This window comes from Caballeronia sp. LZ008 (assembly GCF_031451435.1).
Lineage (GTDB): Bacteria > Pseudomonadota > Gammaproteobacteria > Burkholderiales > Burkholderiaceae > Caballeronia > Caballeronia zhejiangensis.
Map to the genome: position 1 here is coordinate 551,070 of NZ_JARUXK010000004.1, position 12,866 is coordinate 563,935.

General features: G+C 64.2%; 19 protein-coding genes. 14 read left to right on the forward strand and 5 right to left on the reverse strand.

What is annotated here, in order from left to right:
- Nucleotides 1-85: 85 nt before the first annotated feature.
- On the reverse strand, nucleotides 86-490 hold the full coding sequence (locus QCE49_RS27280; protein WP_008353684.1) for an Hsp20/alpha crystallin family protein: 405 nt from the start codon (nucleotides 488-490) through the stop codon (nucleotides 86-88).
- A 13-nt stretch (nucleotides 491-503) separates the two neighbouring features.
- Nucleotides 504-938: an Hsp20/alpha crystallin family protein gene (locus QCE49_RS27285; protein ID WP_008353683.1), complete on the reverse strand. Its 435-nt coding sequence runs from the start codon at nucleotides 936-938 to the stop codon at nucleotides 504-506.
- Nucleotides 939-1,256: 318 nt separating this feature from the next.
- On the opposite strand from QCE49_RS27285, the gene QCE49_RS27290 reads away from it, so the two are divergent.
- The 4 genes from QCE49_RS27290 to QCE49_RS27305 all read left to right on the forward strand — a co-directional run bounded on the left by QCE49_RS27290 (nucleotide 1,257) and on the right by QCE49_RS27305 (nucleotide 4,211).
- Nucleotides 1,257-1,445, forward strand: a complete 189-nt coding sequence (locus QCE49_RS27290; RefSeq protein WP_008353682.1) for a DUF2970 domain-containing protein — start codon at nucleotides 1,257-1,259, stop codon at nucleotides 1,443-1,445.
- Between the two features lie 68 nt (nucleotides 1,446-1,513).
- Nucleotides 1,514-2,494, forward strand: coding sequence for a 2-dehydropantoate 2-reductase (locus QCE49_RS27295; protein ID WP_008353681.1), 981 nt, complete (start codon nucleotides 1,514-1,516; stop codon nucleotides 2,492-2,494).
- 73 nt (nucleotides 2,495-2,567) lie between these two features.
- Nucleotides 2,568-2,948, forward strand: a complete 381-nt coding sequence (locus QCE49_RS27300; RefSeq protein WP_250440494.1) for a nucleotide pyrophosphohydrolase — start codon at nucleotides 2,568-2,570, stop codon at nucleotides 2,946-2,948.
- 81 nt (nucleotides 2,949-3,029) lie between these two features.
- Nucleotides 3,030-4,211, forward strand: coding sequence for an acyl-CoA dehydrogenase family protein (locus tag QCE49_RS27305; RefSeq protein ID WP_175979181.1), 1,182 nt, complete (start codon nucleotides 3,030-3,032; stop codon nucleotides 4,209-4,211).
- An 11-nt stretch (nucleotides 4,212-4,222) separates the two neighbouring features.
- Here the strand turns inward: QCE49_RS27305 and QCE49_RS27310 are convergent, their stop codons facing one another.
- Nucleotides 4,223-4,474 carry a DUF4148 domain-containing protein gene (locus QCE49_RS27310; protein ID WP_033537146.1) on the reverse strand — a complete coding sequence of 84 codons (252 nt, stop codon included), beginning with the start codon at nucleotides 4,472-4,474 and terminating at the stop codon, nucleotides 4,223-4,225.
- Between the two features lie 209 nt (nucleotides 4,475-4,683).
- On the opposite strand from QCE49_RS27310, the gene QCE49_RS27315 reads away from it, so the two are divergent.
- The 5 genes from QCE49_RS27315 (at nucleotide 4,684) to QCE49_RS27335 (ending at nucleotide 8,613) form a co-directional block, all read left to right on the forward strand.
- Nucleotides 4,684-5,721 carry a M14 family zinc carboxypeptidase gene (locus QCE49_RS27315; protein ID WP_250460254.1) on the forward strand — a complete coding sequence of 346 codons (1,038 nt, stop codon included), beginning with the start codon at nucleotides 4,684-4,686 and terminating at the stop codon, nucleotides 5,719-5,721.
- Nucleotides 5,718-6,512, forward strand: a complete 795-nt coding sequence (locus QCE49_RS27320; protein ID WP_250460252.1) for an alpha/beta fold hydrolase — start codon at nucleotides 5,718-5,720, stop codon at nucleotides 6,510-6,512. The genes QCE49_RS27315 and QCE49_RS27320 overlap by 4 nt, the downstream gene beginning before the upstream one ends.
- Nucleotides 6,513-6,534: 22 nt before the next feature.
- Entirely contained in the window at nucleotides 6,535-7,041 is a 507-nt protein-coding gene (locus QCE49_RS27325) for a cupin domain-containing protein (protein ID WP_033537144.1), read from the forward strand.
- A gap of 299 nt (nucleotides 7,042-7,340) precedes the next feature.
- Nucleotides 7,341-7,580 (forward strand): hypothetical protein, encoded by a 240-nt coding sequence (locus tag QCE49_RS27330; protein WP_008353671.1) that lies wholly within the window; start codon nucleotides 7,341-7,343, stop codon nucleotides 7,578-7,580.
- A 139-nt stretch (nucleotides 7,581-7,719) separates the two neighbouring features.
- Nucleotides 7,720-8,613: a GNAT family N-acetyltransferase gene (locus QCE49_RS27335; RefSeq protein ID WP_409017521.1), complete on the forward strand. Its 894-nt coding sequence runs from the start codon at nucleotides 7,720-7,722 to the stop codon at nucleotides 8,611-8,613.
- 16 nt (nucleotides 8,614-8,629) lie between these two features.
- On the opposite strand, the gene QCE49_RS27340 is transcribed toward QCE49_RS27335, so the two are convergent.
- Nucleotides 8,630-8,824 (reverse strand): DUF1059 domain-containing protein, encoded by a 195-nt coding sequence (locus QCE49_RS27340; protein ID WP_008353669.1) that lies wholly within the window; start codon nucleotides 8,822-8,824, stop codon nucleotides 8,630-8,632.
- 124 nt (nucleotides 8,825-8,948) lie between these two features.
- On the opposite strand from QCE49_RS27340, the gene nthA reads away from it, so the two are divergent.
- Genes nthA through QCE49_RS27365 form a run of 5 tightly spaced genes read left to right on the forward strand, consistent with a single transcriptional unit; the run spans nucleotide 8,949 to nucleotide 12,168 of the window.
- Nucleotides 8,949-9,608 carry a nitrile hydratase subunit alpha gene (gene nthA / locus QCE49_RS27345; protein WP_008353668.1) on the forward strand — a complete coding sequence of 220 codons (660 nt, stop codon included), beginning with the start codon at nucleotides 8,949-8,951 and terminating at the stop codon, nucleotides 9,606-9,608.
- Nucleotides 9,605-10,267, forward strand: coding sequence for a nitrile hydratase subunit beta (nthB, locus tag QCE49_RS27350; protein WP_175979185.1), 663 nt, complete (start codon nucleotides 9,605-9,607; stop codon nucleotides 10,265-10,267). Before nthA ends, nthB begins: the two co-directional genes overlap by 4 nt.
- Nucleotides 10,264-11,061: a nitrile hydratase accessory protein gene (locus QCE49_RS27355; RefSeq protein WP_250460249.1), complete on the forward strand. Its 798-nt coding sequence runs from the start codon at nucleotides 10,264-10,266 to the stop codon at nucleotides 11,059-11,061. Before nthB ends, QCE49_RS27355 begins: the two co-directional genes overlap by 4 nt.
- Before the next feature lie 22 nt (nucleotides 11,062-11,083).
- Nucleotides 11,084-11,470: a tautomerase family protein gene (locus QCE49_RS27360; protein WP_008353665.1), complete on the forward strand. Its 387-nt coding sequence runs from the start codon at nucleotides 11,084-11,086 to the stop codon at nucleotides 11,468-11,470.
- Nucleotides 11,467-12,168, forward strand: coding sequence for a 4'-phosphopantetheinyl transferase superfamily protein (locus QCE49_RS27365; protein WP_250460247.1), 702 nt, complete (start codon nucleotides 11,467-11,469; stop codon nucleotides 12,166-12,168). Before QCE49_RS27360 ends, QCE49_RS27365 begins: the two co-directional genes overlap by 4 nt.
- Before the next feature lie 16 nt (nucleotides 12,169-12,184).
- On the opposite strand, the gene QCE49_RS27370 is transcribed toward QCE49_RS27365, so the two are convergent.
- Nucleotides 12,185-12,691, reverse strand: coding sequence for a M48 family metallopeptidase (locus QCE49_RS27370; RefSeq protein ID WP_008353662.1), 507 nt, complete (start codon nucleotides 12,689-12,691; stop codon nucleotides 12,185-12,187).
- Nucleotides 12,692-12,866: the final 175 nt, after the last annotated feature.

Below are 12,866 nucleotides of genomic sequence, written 5' to 3' on the forward strand. Positions count from 1 at the left end.
ATAGAGGCGTGCGCGCAGTGCAAAAGAAAAAGCGGCCGCGAAAAATCGCGGCCGCTCGAGGCAAAACTGATAACTTTTCCGATGCTTAACCCGCGCGTACTTCGACGCGGCGCGGACGCGCTTGCTCGCGACGCGGAATCGTGAGTCTCAGCACGCCATTGCTGAGATTCGCGTCGATCTTCGTCGTGTCGAAGTCTTCGCTCACCGTGAAGGCGCGTACGAAACGCGGCGCGCGCAGTTCGGCATGATGCACGCGCACCGTGCCCGGCACAGGCAATGATGCTTCGGCTTCGATGGTGAGGCGCGCATCGTGCACCTTCACGTCGAGCTTCTCGCGCGACACGCCGGGCAGATCGGCCCACAGCGTGATGCCATTGCTATCCTCGACGATATCGACCGCGGGTGTGACCGTTGCGCGGCGTGCATTGTCTTCGTTCTTGCGCGCAGCGTCGTTCGTGTTTTGCGCGGCGACTTGAGTGTTCTCGGTCATGATGTGCTTCCTCTTACTGAATGGTGATCGCACGCGGCTTCGATGCTTCGCGCTTGCCGATGGTGATGGACAACGTGCCGTTCTCATAGCGCGCTTCGACCTTGTCTGCGTCCGCGTTTTGCGGCAGTTCGATCACGCGGCGGAAGCTGCCGGTGAAGCGCTCTTTCGCATACGTGCGCGCGCCTTCCACCGTTGCCTGCGCCTTGCGTTCGCCGCTAATGGTGAGCGTGCCTTTATCGACGGTCACATCGAGCGATGCAGGCTCGACGCCCGGCGCGAACGCGACGATATGAATCGCATCGTCCGTGCTGCCGATGTTCAGACGCGGGAAAGCATCCGCGCGGCTCGAACGCATGCTCGAAGGAAGATTGCCGAAGAGCGAGGACATCTGCCGCTGCATGCGGTCCAGTTCAGAGAAAACGTCGCCGCTGAAATAAAAGTCACTCATGGTCCAGTCTCCGATAGTGCGGCCAGCGCGGCCTGCAACAGGAAGTCGAATCGACGACGCGGTTATCGCCGTCAGTGCATCGAAAGTAGGAGCGAAGGCTATCGTTTCAATACCGCCGCGCTATGTTTCAAGCGCAATTTTTTTTCTCCGGGCGGCTCTTGAAAGAAGCCGAAGCGCGCTTACATCCGTCCGAATGCGCTTCTTGCAGGTCGTTCTGCTACCGTCGAATACAGCGCAACTGCTGCTGTTTTTCATCTCATGAAGCCGGCATCATCATCGCGTGAAAGATCGATACGGATTCAGGCGAAGGAGCCGCTCATGGAACTCTTGAAGATGTTGCGCATCGTGCTTTGGAGCTTTTTCGGCGTGCGCAAGCGCGCTTCGCACAACGCAGACTTCGCGCAGGTCAGGTTGCCGCTATTGCCGGTCATCGCCGTGATGCTCGCGGGCGCATTCGGCCTGACGCTGCTGACGGTGGCGAAGCTCGCCACGGGCATCGCGCACTGAACGCACGAGCGCGCCGTCCCGCTCTTACAATGGCGATCGGATGATTGCCACGAGCGAGGACGGGAACGATGAAAGTATGCGTTTATGGCGCGGGCGCCATCGGCGGATGGATCGGCGTGAAGCTCGCGCAGGCGGGCTGCGATGTCAGCGTGGTCGCGCGCGGCGCGACGCTCGATGCGCTGAAGACGGAAGGGTTGCGGCTCGTCGAAAAGGACGCCACGCATGTCGTGAAGGTCGCGGCGAGCGCCGAACCCGCTGATCTCGGCGTGCAGGATCTCGTCGTGGTTGCAGTGAAGGCGCCCGCGATGGAATCCGTCGCCGCGCATATCGCGCCGCTGCTGTCGAATGAAACCCCCGTGCTGACCGCGATGAACGGCGTGCCCTGGTGGTTCTGCGACGGCCTTGGCGAACCGTTCACCGGCAAACGTCTTTCGTCCGTCGATCCGCAAGGCAAGATCGCCGCGGCGATTCCGGGCACGCAGACGGTCGGTTGCGTGGTGCACGCGAGTTGCTTCGTAGAAGCGCCGGGCGTCATCCGGCATCATCAGGGCAAGGGGCTGATTCTGGGCGAGGCGACGGGCGCACCGACCGCACGCACCGAATCGCTCGTTTCGCTCTTCTCGAAGGCGGGCTTCGACGCCACGCTCTCCGCGCAGATTCAACGCGACGTCTGGTTCAAGCTATGGGGCAACATGACGATGAACCCCATCAGCGCGATCACCGGCGCGACCACCGACCGCATTCTCAGCGACGATCTCGTGCGCGGCTTCGTCACGAACGTGATGCTCGAAGCGAAGGAAATCGGCGCGCGCTTCGGCATTCCCATCGAACAGAAGCCCGAGGATCGCCACGCCGTGACGCTCAAGCTCGGCGCGATGAAAACGTCGATGTTGCAGGACGTTCAGGCGGGCAAGGCGGTCGAGCTCGATGCGCTCGTCGCGTCCGTGCGCGAGTTGGGCGCGATGACCGGCGTGCCGACGCCGTTCACCGATGCGCTTCTCGGGCTCGCACGCCTGCACGCTCGCACGCTCGGGCTCTATCCGGCCTAAGCCGGCTCACCGCGCCACTCTGTCCGGCGAAGGCAGCACCTTCGCGCACACCCGACATCTTCAGAGGAACCCCATGGAGCAACAGGATCAGCGGGAAACCGCGAGCGAGCTCGTCGCAATGCGCGACATGCTGCGCGAGTTCGTCCGCGAGCGGGACTGGAGCCGCTTTCATTCGCCGAAGAATCTGGCTGCGGCGTTGTCGGTGGAAGCGAGCGAGTTGCTCGAACCGTTCACGTGGCTCGCCACCGGCGACAGAACCGAACTCGACGAATCGAAGCTGCAAGCCATTCGCCACGAAATGGCGGACGTGCTCGCCTATCTCGTGATGCTCGCCGACTCCCTCGACGTCGATCTGCATCGCGCGCTGATCGAGAAGATGGCGCTGAACCGGTCGAAATATCCGGTGCACAAAGTGAAGGGCGACGCGCGCAAGTACACGGAGTACGACGACTGACACCCGGACGAACGCCACTGGCGCACGATGCGCCCGCGCGGTTAAGCTTGGCGTTCAGCCCGTTCCCTTAGAGGATTGTCGATGGACTTTTCGCTTTCTCCGGAGTTGACCGATCTGCAGGCGCGCGTGCGCGCTTTCATCGCTGAAGAGATCGTGCCGTTCGAGCGCGATCCGCGTTGCACGCCGCATGGCCCGAACGAAGCGCTGCGCGCCGAGTTGATCGCGAAAGGGCGCGCGGCGAAGCTGTTGTCGAGCCACGTATCGCCCGAATTCGGCGGCCTGGGCCTGAATCACGTCGCGAAAGCCATTCTGTTCGAGGAGGCGGGCTATTCGCCGCTCGGTCCGGTCGCGCTGAACATCGCCGCGCCCGACGAAGGGAACATGCATCTGCTCGAAGCCATCGCTACGCCGCAGCAAAAGGAGTGCTGGCTGCGTCCGCTCGCGGCGGGCGAGATTCGCTCGTGTTTCTGCATGACCGAGCCGCCGCCGGGTGCGGGCGCCGATCCGGCGATGCTGCAGACCATCGCCGTGCAGGACGGCGACGACTACGTGATCGACGGACGCAAATGGTTCATCACGGGCGCGGAAGGCGCGGCGGTCGCGATCATCATGGCGAAGTTCGCCGACGGTCCCGCGACGATGTTCCTCGCCGATATGTCGAGCCCCGGCATCGTGATCGAGCGCGCGATGGATTCGCTCGATACGTGCTTTCCCGGCGGCCACGGCGTCGTGCGCTTCGAGGGCCTGCGCGTGCCGAAGGAAAACGTATTGGGCGAGCCGGGCGAAGGATTTCGCTACGCGCAGGTGCGGCTATCGCCGGCGCGTCTCACGCACTGCATGCGCTGGCTCGGCGCCGCGCGGCGCGCGCACGATGTCGCGACGGCGCATGCGCGGCAGCGTCAGGCGTTCGGCAAGGCATTGGGCGAGCACGAAGGCGTCGGCTTCATGCTCGCCGATAACGAAATGGATCTGCACGTCACGCGTCTCGCCATCAGGCATTGCGCGTGGGTGCTCGATCAGGGCGTGCTCGGCAAGCACGAATCGAGCATCGCGAAAGTGGTGTCGTCGGAGGCGCTGTGGCGGGTCGTCGACCGCTCGGTGCAGGTGCTCGGCGGGCAGGGCGTCACGCACGAAACCGTCGTCGCGCGGATTTTCGCGGATATGCGCGCGTTCCGTATCTACGACGGTCCGTCGGAAGTGCATCGATGGAGCATCGCGCGGCGCATCCTGCGCGGGCCGAAGCCGCGCGGCGAATCGGCCTGACGAATGCGCGCTTACTGCACGCGGGTTTCGCCGCGAGCCTGCCGTTGCGCGATGATGCGGCTCGCGCGCATCGCGTTGTCCGGGTAGTCCAGCCAGTCGTTCGGATCGTAGCCGACCGAGCGCCACAGCAGAAATTCCTGCCGGACCTGGTCGCGCGTTTTCGGCGCGTTCGGATCGGTGGTTTGCGCCGGCGGTTGCGCGAGCGCGGACGCGGCGCAGCACAAAGCGAGCGCGCCGAGGATGATGCGGGAAATGGATGTCATGACGAATACCTCACACCGCGTAGCACGGCGATTTCATTCTAGGTGACGGAACGAAAACGCGCAGAACACGTTGTTCGCGTTCGGCGCGTCGCGTTTCATATGTCGTGTGCTGACGAACCGCCCTATACTCGATTTCTTCGGGCGGGGCGTTCCGGCGATTCATAGAACCATAGCCTGAGCCAACGAATACACGACAAACAGGCCCAGTCATGAGCACGTCGAGCGTTGCCATCAGCAGCAGTTTTCCGGAGATGGACGAACTGAAAGCGATTCGCGTCGCGGGCGGCGCGCGCTTCGCGTGGCACACGATCGGCGAAGTGCGCGCACGCGAGCATATGTTTCCGATCCTGACCGCGGCGATCGGCTCGGACGATCCGCAAGCGCCCGCCATCGGCTTTTTCGGCGGCGTGCATGGGCTCGAATGCATCGGCACGCAACTCGTCCTCGAATACATGCGCGCGCTGTTGCGACGGCTCGAATGGGACGACACGCTGCATCATCAACTGCGCGCGGTCCGGCTCATCTTCATGCCGATCGTCAATCCCGGCGGCATGTTCGCGCGCACCCGCGCGAATCCGAATGGCGTCGATCTGATGCGCAACGCGCCGCAAAGCGCCGAAGGACGCGTGCCGTTTCTCGCGGGCGGACAGCGCATCGGGCCGTGGCTGCCGTGGTATCGCGGCCCGGCCGATGGCCGCATGGAAGTGGAGAGCGCGGCGCTGCTTTCCGTTGTCGAGGAACAGTTGATGTCGCGGCCGTTGAGCTTCGCGCTCGATTGTCATTCGGGCTTCGGCTGGGACGACAGCATCTGGTTTCCCTACGCGCGCACCGAGCGGCAAATGGCGCATCTGCCGGAAATGTTTCTGCTGAAGACGATGTTCGAGGAGTCGTATCCGCATCATGGCTACGCGTTCGAGCCGCAGAGTCATCAATACCTGCTGCACGGCGATCTGTGGGATTTCGCGTATGACCGCTCGCGCGCACCCAACATCTTCCTTCCGATGACGCTCGAACTCGGCTCGTGGCGCTGGATTCGAAAGAATCCGATGCAGCTTTTCTCGCGCCTCGGCATCTTCAATCCGATCAAGGCGCACCGGACGAGGCGCGTGCTGCGGCGTCATCCGAACTTCTTCGATTTCCTCACGCGCGCGGCGTTCTCGTCGCGTCGCTGGCTACCGAGCGGCGAATTCCGCGAGGACGTGCTGCGGCGCGCGCGCGAGCACTGGCAACGCACGGCCCTGCGATGAGCCAGTGGATCCTTCTGCGCGGCCTCACGCGTGAAGCGCGTCACTGGGGCGCGTTCGATGCGGCGCTCGCCGCGCATGGGCTCGCAGGCGCGGGCGAGCGCGCGATATGCATCGATCTGCCGGGCAATGGCGTCGAACGCGCGCATGGGGCGCCGCTTTCCGTCGTCAGGATGATGGCGTTCGTTCGCGAGCGCGCCGCCGCGCTGAACATACGCATGCCGTGCCGCGTGCTTGCGATGTCGCTCGGCGCGATGGTCGCCACTGCATGGGCCGAACATCATCCCGGCGAGATCGAGCGGCTCGTGCTGATCAACACAAGCATGCGCCCGTTCGCGGGCGTGTCCGAACGCCTGCGTCCCAATGCGTGGCCGATGCTCGCGCGAATCGCGATGACGTGGACGCTGCCCGAGCGATGCGAAACGCTCATCCACGCGCTGACGTGCAATCGTATCGACACGCGTGACGCGGATATCGCGCACTGGGCGCATCTCCGGCGCACGCACGGCGCGAGCGCGGCGAACGCGCTGCGTCAACTCGCGGCGGCGGCGCGCTTTCGCGCGCGCGTCGATGCACCGCCATGTCCCGTATTGCTGCTATCGTCGGCGGCGGACCGGCTCGTCGATCCGATATGCTCGCTGCGCATCGCGGCGCAATGGCGTGCCTCGCACGCGGTGCATCCGTGGGCGGGCCACGATCTGCCTCACGACGATGCCAACTGGACGTGCGCAGCCATCGCCGCGTGGCTCGACGAGCGCAAGCGCACGCGTGACGTTTCCGTGACGAGTGCATGACACCCATTGTTTCAAGGTCAATATGAAACCGCCCATCATCAATCTCGATGCGCTCGAACCCCAACCGCTTCCGCCGGAATTCGCGCCGACGGGCGCCGCCGCCGAACGTTACGCGCCGCGCATTGCGCGTATCGGCGGCATGCTCGGCGCGAGGAAGCTCGGCTATAGCCTCATCGTGCTCGAAGCGGGCAAGCGCGCGTTTCCGTTTCATCATCATCGTGTGAACGAGGAGATGTTCTTCGTGGTGGAAGGCGAGGGCGAAGTCCGCATCGGCCAGGAGACGCATGCGATTCGCGCGGGCGACGTCATCGCCTGCCCGCCGGGCGATGCATCGACGGCGCATCAGATCGTCAACACGGGCGCGCAACCGTTGCGCTACCTTGCGGTCAGCACGATGCAATCGCCCGAAGTGGTCGAGTATCCGGATACGGGCCGCCAGGCCGTGCTCGTCGCCGACGAGCCGGGCGTGAAGGGCTTGCGCGCCGTGTTTCGCGCAAGCGATTCGCTGCACTACTGGGACGGCGAATAGAAATGCAGCAGGCACGACGATGGCGAACACCGTCGTCGCTGCCTTCCATGCTTCGTCCATGTAACCGTCACGAATTTCCCGTTAGCGCATGTAACGGACGTGCGTTTCGCGCGACGCATAGGGGAAATCTCGTGTTGCAACGCAGCATCCCATTGCGTATGCTGTTCCTGGCAGGTGGCACAGGCCGCCGCCGCACGCATTCGAGCATCGACACGAACAATCAAACGCCGGCAAGCACAGAGCGTTTCATCGGGCGGGCCGGTAAGCATTACGGTCGTCAGCCTGAGGGAGCCGCACATATGGAACTGACCACATCGTCGCAACCGACGCTGCACGTCTTTCATCAGGAAGGAGGGTGGCATTGGGGCATCACCGTCGAGCGAGCGGCGGGAGGCGGAATGAAGGTCGTCGCGTATAGCGACGAAGGCTTCGGATCCGAGGAAGAGGCACGCGAGGACGGCGAACACGTCCTGCGCTCGGAAGACTGGCGCTCGCGCCAGAGTTTCAGCCGCAGCGAGCGGCGTCAAGGGTATTCCTGATCGGGGCGGCACACGCTCGCCCCCGTTATCGTCCCACCGTTCTTTTTTCCCCTCGTTGCACCCACGCCTCGCTGCATCTTTCGCCTGCACCGGAAACGCGCGACACTGAACGCATCCGCATTCCGACAAGGCGCGTCCCATGCCGTCCGTTCCCTGTCCCTCGCACGCGACACCCGACAATCCCCGTTTCGCAATACGCCGCATGACGCCGCGCGATGTCGACGTCGCGCTCGAATGGGCCGCGACCGAAGGATGGAATCCCGGTCTCGACGACGCCCGCTCGTTCTTCGCCGCCGATCCGCACGGATTTTTCGTCGGCACGTGGGACGGCGCGCCGGTCGGCTGCATCTCGGCAGTCGCATACGGCGATGCGTTCGGTTTCATCGGCCTCTATATCGTGGTTCCGGAATGGCGCGGCAGGGGCTTCGGCATGCGCTTGTGGAACGAAGGCATGGCGTATCTCGGCGCGCGCACTATCGGGCTCGACGGCGTGCTCGCGCAGCAGCCCAACTATCGGAAATCCGGCTTCGTGCTGGCGTATCGCAACGTGCGCTATGAAGGCATCGCATCGGCGGATGAAGATCCTGCCGATGGAGCCACGAACACCGATGCGCTGAACATCCCCTTCGCGCGGCTTCTCGATTACGACACCCGCGTGTTCGCGTGCGAGCGCACCGCGTTCCTGCGAGCGTGGCTGTCGCAACCGCAGGCGCACGCGCGCGCACTCGCCGCGCTCGATGGCGACGCGGTGAGCGGCCTCGCCGTGATCCGGCGTTGCGGCGCGGGCCACAAGATCGGTCCGCTCTTCGCCGACGATCTGAGCACGGCGCGCGCGCTGTATCGTGGGCTCGTTTCCGTGCTGCCCGGCGAGACCGTGTTCCTCGACGTGCCCGAGATCAATCCTGCGGCGGTGGCGCTCGCGGTCGAACACGACATGACGAGCGTCTTCGAAACGGCGCGCATGTACACGCGTGCGGCCCCGGACGTGCCGCTCGCGCGTGTCTTCGGTGTAACGACCTTCGAGCTCGGCTGAGAACGCCAAAGACCGGTCAGGCCGGCGGCGTGCCGTCGTGAAAGAAGGTCTTCAGTTGCGAGCGCAGTTCGGGCGAATCCGTGTGCTGATGGACGGCGACGGCATGCTGCACGGCCGCTTCCATCAACTCGTCCTCGCTGTCGGCGGACAGGACGACGCTGCATTTCACGTCGCTCGGGCACTCGCGACAATCGATGTACTTGCGTGTCATGGCATCCTCCTCGCATGAGACGCTGAATCCAGTATAGGCGGCGCGCCGCGTCACGGTGACGAGGTTTGCACGCGCGCGCACACTCCGGTAACGTGTGACGTCTGTGCCACGCGCGAGCCCGCTCATGAGCCACGATCATCCGCACCATCACGACCACGATCACGATCACGATCACGCCGGCAGTGAATTGCCGGAGATGGACCTGCGCGTGCGCGCGCTCGAATCGCTGCTGGTCGAAAAAGGGTATATCGATCCGCGAGCGCTAGACGTCTTCATCGAAACCTACGAGCACAAGGTCGGGCCGCGCAATGGCGCGCGCGTCGTCGCGAAGGCGTGGAGCGATCCCGCGTTTCGCACATGGCTTTTGGACGATGCCACCGCCGCCATCGCCTCGCTCGGTTTCACCGGCCGGCAAGGCGAGCACATGGTCGCGCTCGAGAACACGGAGGACGTACATAACATGGTCGTCTGCACGCTGTGCTCGTGCTACCCGTGGTCGGTGCTCGGGCTGCCGCCGGTCTGGTACAAGTCGGCGCCGTATCGCTCGCGTGCGGTGATCGATCCGCGCGGCGTGCTGCGGGATTTCGGCGTCGAATTGCCGGAACAGGTCGAGTTGCGCGTATGGGATTCGACCGCCGAAGTGCGCTATCTCGTCGTGCCGATGCGTCCCGCCGACACCGATCATCTCGACGAAGACGCGCTCGCCGATCTCGTCACACGCGATTCGATGATCGGCACGGGCGTCGCGCTCGCGCCGTCGCAGGCAACGGGAGCATCGGCATGAACGCGGCGCACGACATGGGCGGCATGCAGGCGTTCGGCCCCATCGAAATCGATGCCTGCGACGCGCCGGGCGCATCGCCGTTTCACGCGGAATGGGAGCGCCGCGTGCTGGCCGTCACGCTCGCGATGGGCGCGACGGGCCAATGGAACATCGACACGTCCCGTGCCGCGCGCGAAAGCCTGCCGCCCGCGCAGTATCTCGGCAGCAGCTATTACGAAATCTGGTTCGAAGGCTTGAAGAAACTCTTGACGGCGAAGGGACTCGCGAGCGCCGATGAGATCGCGAGCGGCCGTTCGCAATCCGCCGCGAAGCCGAACGTGCGCGTGCTGAAAGCGGAGGACGTGAGCGCCGCGCTGTTGCGCGGTGCGCCGGTCGATCGTCCGGCTACGTCGGCGGCGCGCTTTTCCATCGGTGATGAAGTCCGCACGAAACTGATGAATCCGCCGACGCACACGCGTCTGCCGCGCTATTGCCGCGGCAAGCTCGGGCGCGTCGTCGCGGTGCGCGGCACGCACGTCTTTCCCGATGAAAACGCGCTCGGTCACGGCGAGCATCCGCAATGGCTCTACACCGTGCGTTTCGAGGCGAAAGACTTGTGGGGCGCGGATACGACCGCGTCGTCGGTGTGTGTCGATTGCTGGGAGCCGTATCTCGAATGACCTCGACCGACGCTGAATCGAAGCTGAAAGAACTGCGCGCCGCGTTGCCCGAACTGCCTTTCGACGGCGACGGTCCCGTGTTTCGCGCGCCGTGGGAAGCGCAGGCGTTCGCGATGGCGCTCGCGTTGCACGAGCGCGGCGTGTTCACCTGGAAGGAGTGGGCGCACGCGTTGAGCATCGCGATCGAGGACGCGCAGGCGGCGGGCGATCCCGATCACGGCGACACGTATTACGCGCATTGGCTCAGCGCGCTCGAACGCCTCACTGCCGAAAAGGGATGCGTGAGCGACGCGATGCTTGCGCAGCGGCGCGACGAATGGGACGAGGCCGCGCGCGCCACGCCGCATGGCCAGCCGATCGTGCTTACGCGCGCATTGCCCGCCGCGACGCTCGATGCGTATCGCGCGGCGATCTATCGGATCGAAGCGCAGCCGGACATCGACATGAAGATCGGCGTCGGGAATCGCGATGTCGTTGCCTTGCTCGAAAAGCATGGCGTCGCAAGCGCGGTGTTCGTCACGGCGTTCAATCCGTTCGGTCATGTGCTCACGCCGCAAGAAAATGCGCTGCGCCAGCGGGCGCTGATCGAACGCGTCGGACAGATGGGATTGCAGGCGCTGCCGGGCGCGGGCATTGATCCGCAGCATGTCTGGGTGGCCGAAGCGAGCCTCTTCGCGCTCGGCGCGACCCGCGACACCGCCGATACGCTGATGACGCAATTCGCGCAGAACGCCGTCGTGTATGTCGACCGCGCGGGCGTGCCGGAATTGCTGCTGCATCCGGATCATCGCTGAAACTAACCAACAGGAGAAACTTATGCCGCTCGTTCGCATCGATCTGCAGAAAGGCAAGGACAGCGCGTATCGCACGACTATCGGCGATGTCGTGTACGACGCGATGCGCTCGACACTCGACGTGCCCGAGAACGATCGCTTTCAGATCGTCGCGGAGCACGGCGCGACGGACTTCATCGTCGATCGCACGTATCTCGGCATCAGCCGCACGGACGATTGCGTCGTGATCCAGGTCACGCTCAACGAAGGCCGCGACCTCGCGAAAAAGAGCGCGTTCTACAAGGCGGTCGCCGATGGCTTGCACGAACGTCTCAAGCTGCGGCGCGAGGATGTTTTCATCAGCCTCGTCGAAGTGAAGAAGGAGAACTGGTCCTTCGGCAACGGCGAGGCGCAGTACGCTCCCAAATGACCGAAGCAACGATTCCCTTCGATGTCCGCCCGATGCCGCTTCCCGATCACGCGCCCGGCGACGTGCGCGTGTGGCTGCTTCATATCGATTTTTCGATGCCGCTCGACAGCGCCGCCTACGCCGTGATGAACGCGGATGAACGCGCGCGCGCCGCGCGTTTTCTGCGTCACGCGGATGGCGCGCGTTTCGGCGCGGTGCGTTGCGCGCTGCGACATCTGCTCGCGGCCGAAACGGGCGACGATCCCGCGCGTCTCGCGTTCGATGCCGTCGATCGCGGCAGGCCGTTTCTCGTTCGCCGGAACGCGCCGGATTTCAACGTGTCGCATTCGGGCGGCTATGGCTTGATCGCGATGTCGCGAGAAAGGCGCGTGGGCGCCGATATCGAGGAAGCGCGCGCGACGTTCGATTGGCGCGATCTCGCGCCCGCGGTGCTCGGGGATATCGACCGGCGCGAAATCGAAGCCTTGCCCGACGATGCCGCCCGAAACCGCGCGTTCTTCGACTGCTGGACGGCGAAAGAGGCGGTGCTGAAGGCGCACGGCGATGGCATCGGCAGCACGGATGTCGCGATGCACGGCTTTTCGGTTCTTCCGCGCAGGGACGTTCGCTATGCGGTGACGCGCGGCGCGGGCGCGTTCGACGCTATTTCGCTCACCGCGCCCGACGGATACGCTGCGGCGCTAGCCTGGTCCTATTGATGCGTCGCAGCGACGCTCACGCCACTTTCGTGCGCAGCAAGTCGCGATGCGTGAGATACAGCCGCAAGTCGAATTCGATCTGATGGTAGCCGGGCTGCATCAACTCGCACAGGCGATAGAAGGCCTTGTTGTGATCGCTTTCCTTCAGATGCGCGAGTTCATGCACGACGATCATCCGAAGAAACTCGGGCGCGGTGTCCCTGAAAAGCGACGCAATGCGGATTTCCTTCTTCGCCTTGAGCTTCGCGCCCTGCACGCGCGAGATGGCGGTGTGCAGGCCGAGCGCGTGACGCAGCACGTCGAGCTTGCTGTCGTAGAAGACTTTGTCGATTGCAGGCGCGACGCGCAGGAATTCCTGCTTCAGATCTGAGCAATATTCATAGAGCGCGCGATCGGACTGAACGGCGTGCCTGTTCGGATAGCGCGCGTCGAGATACGAACCCAGTTGTTGCTGGGCGATCAGTCGGCGAACCTTGTCCTGCAGCACGTTCGGGTAGGCGCTCAGGTATTTCAGGTGTTGCATGACGGCCAAATTCGATAAAAATGCCTGCGTGCGCAGGCGGGCGTGGGACGCATCGGGCAGCGTCCGCAGCGTGATTTGCGCAGCGATTCAGCAATCATTTTAGTCAACGCCGCGCGGCCTCGCCGACGCCGTTCGCACAAGCGTGTTTCGACGCACGCAATTGCGTAAGTTTATG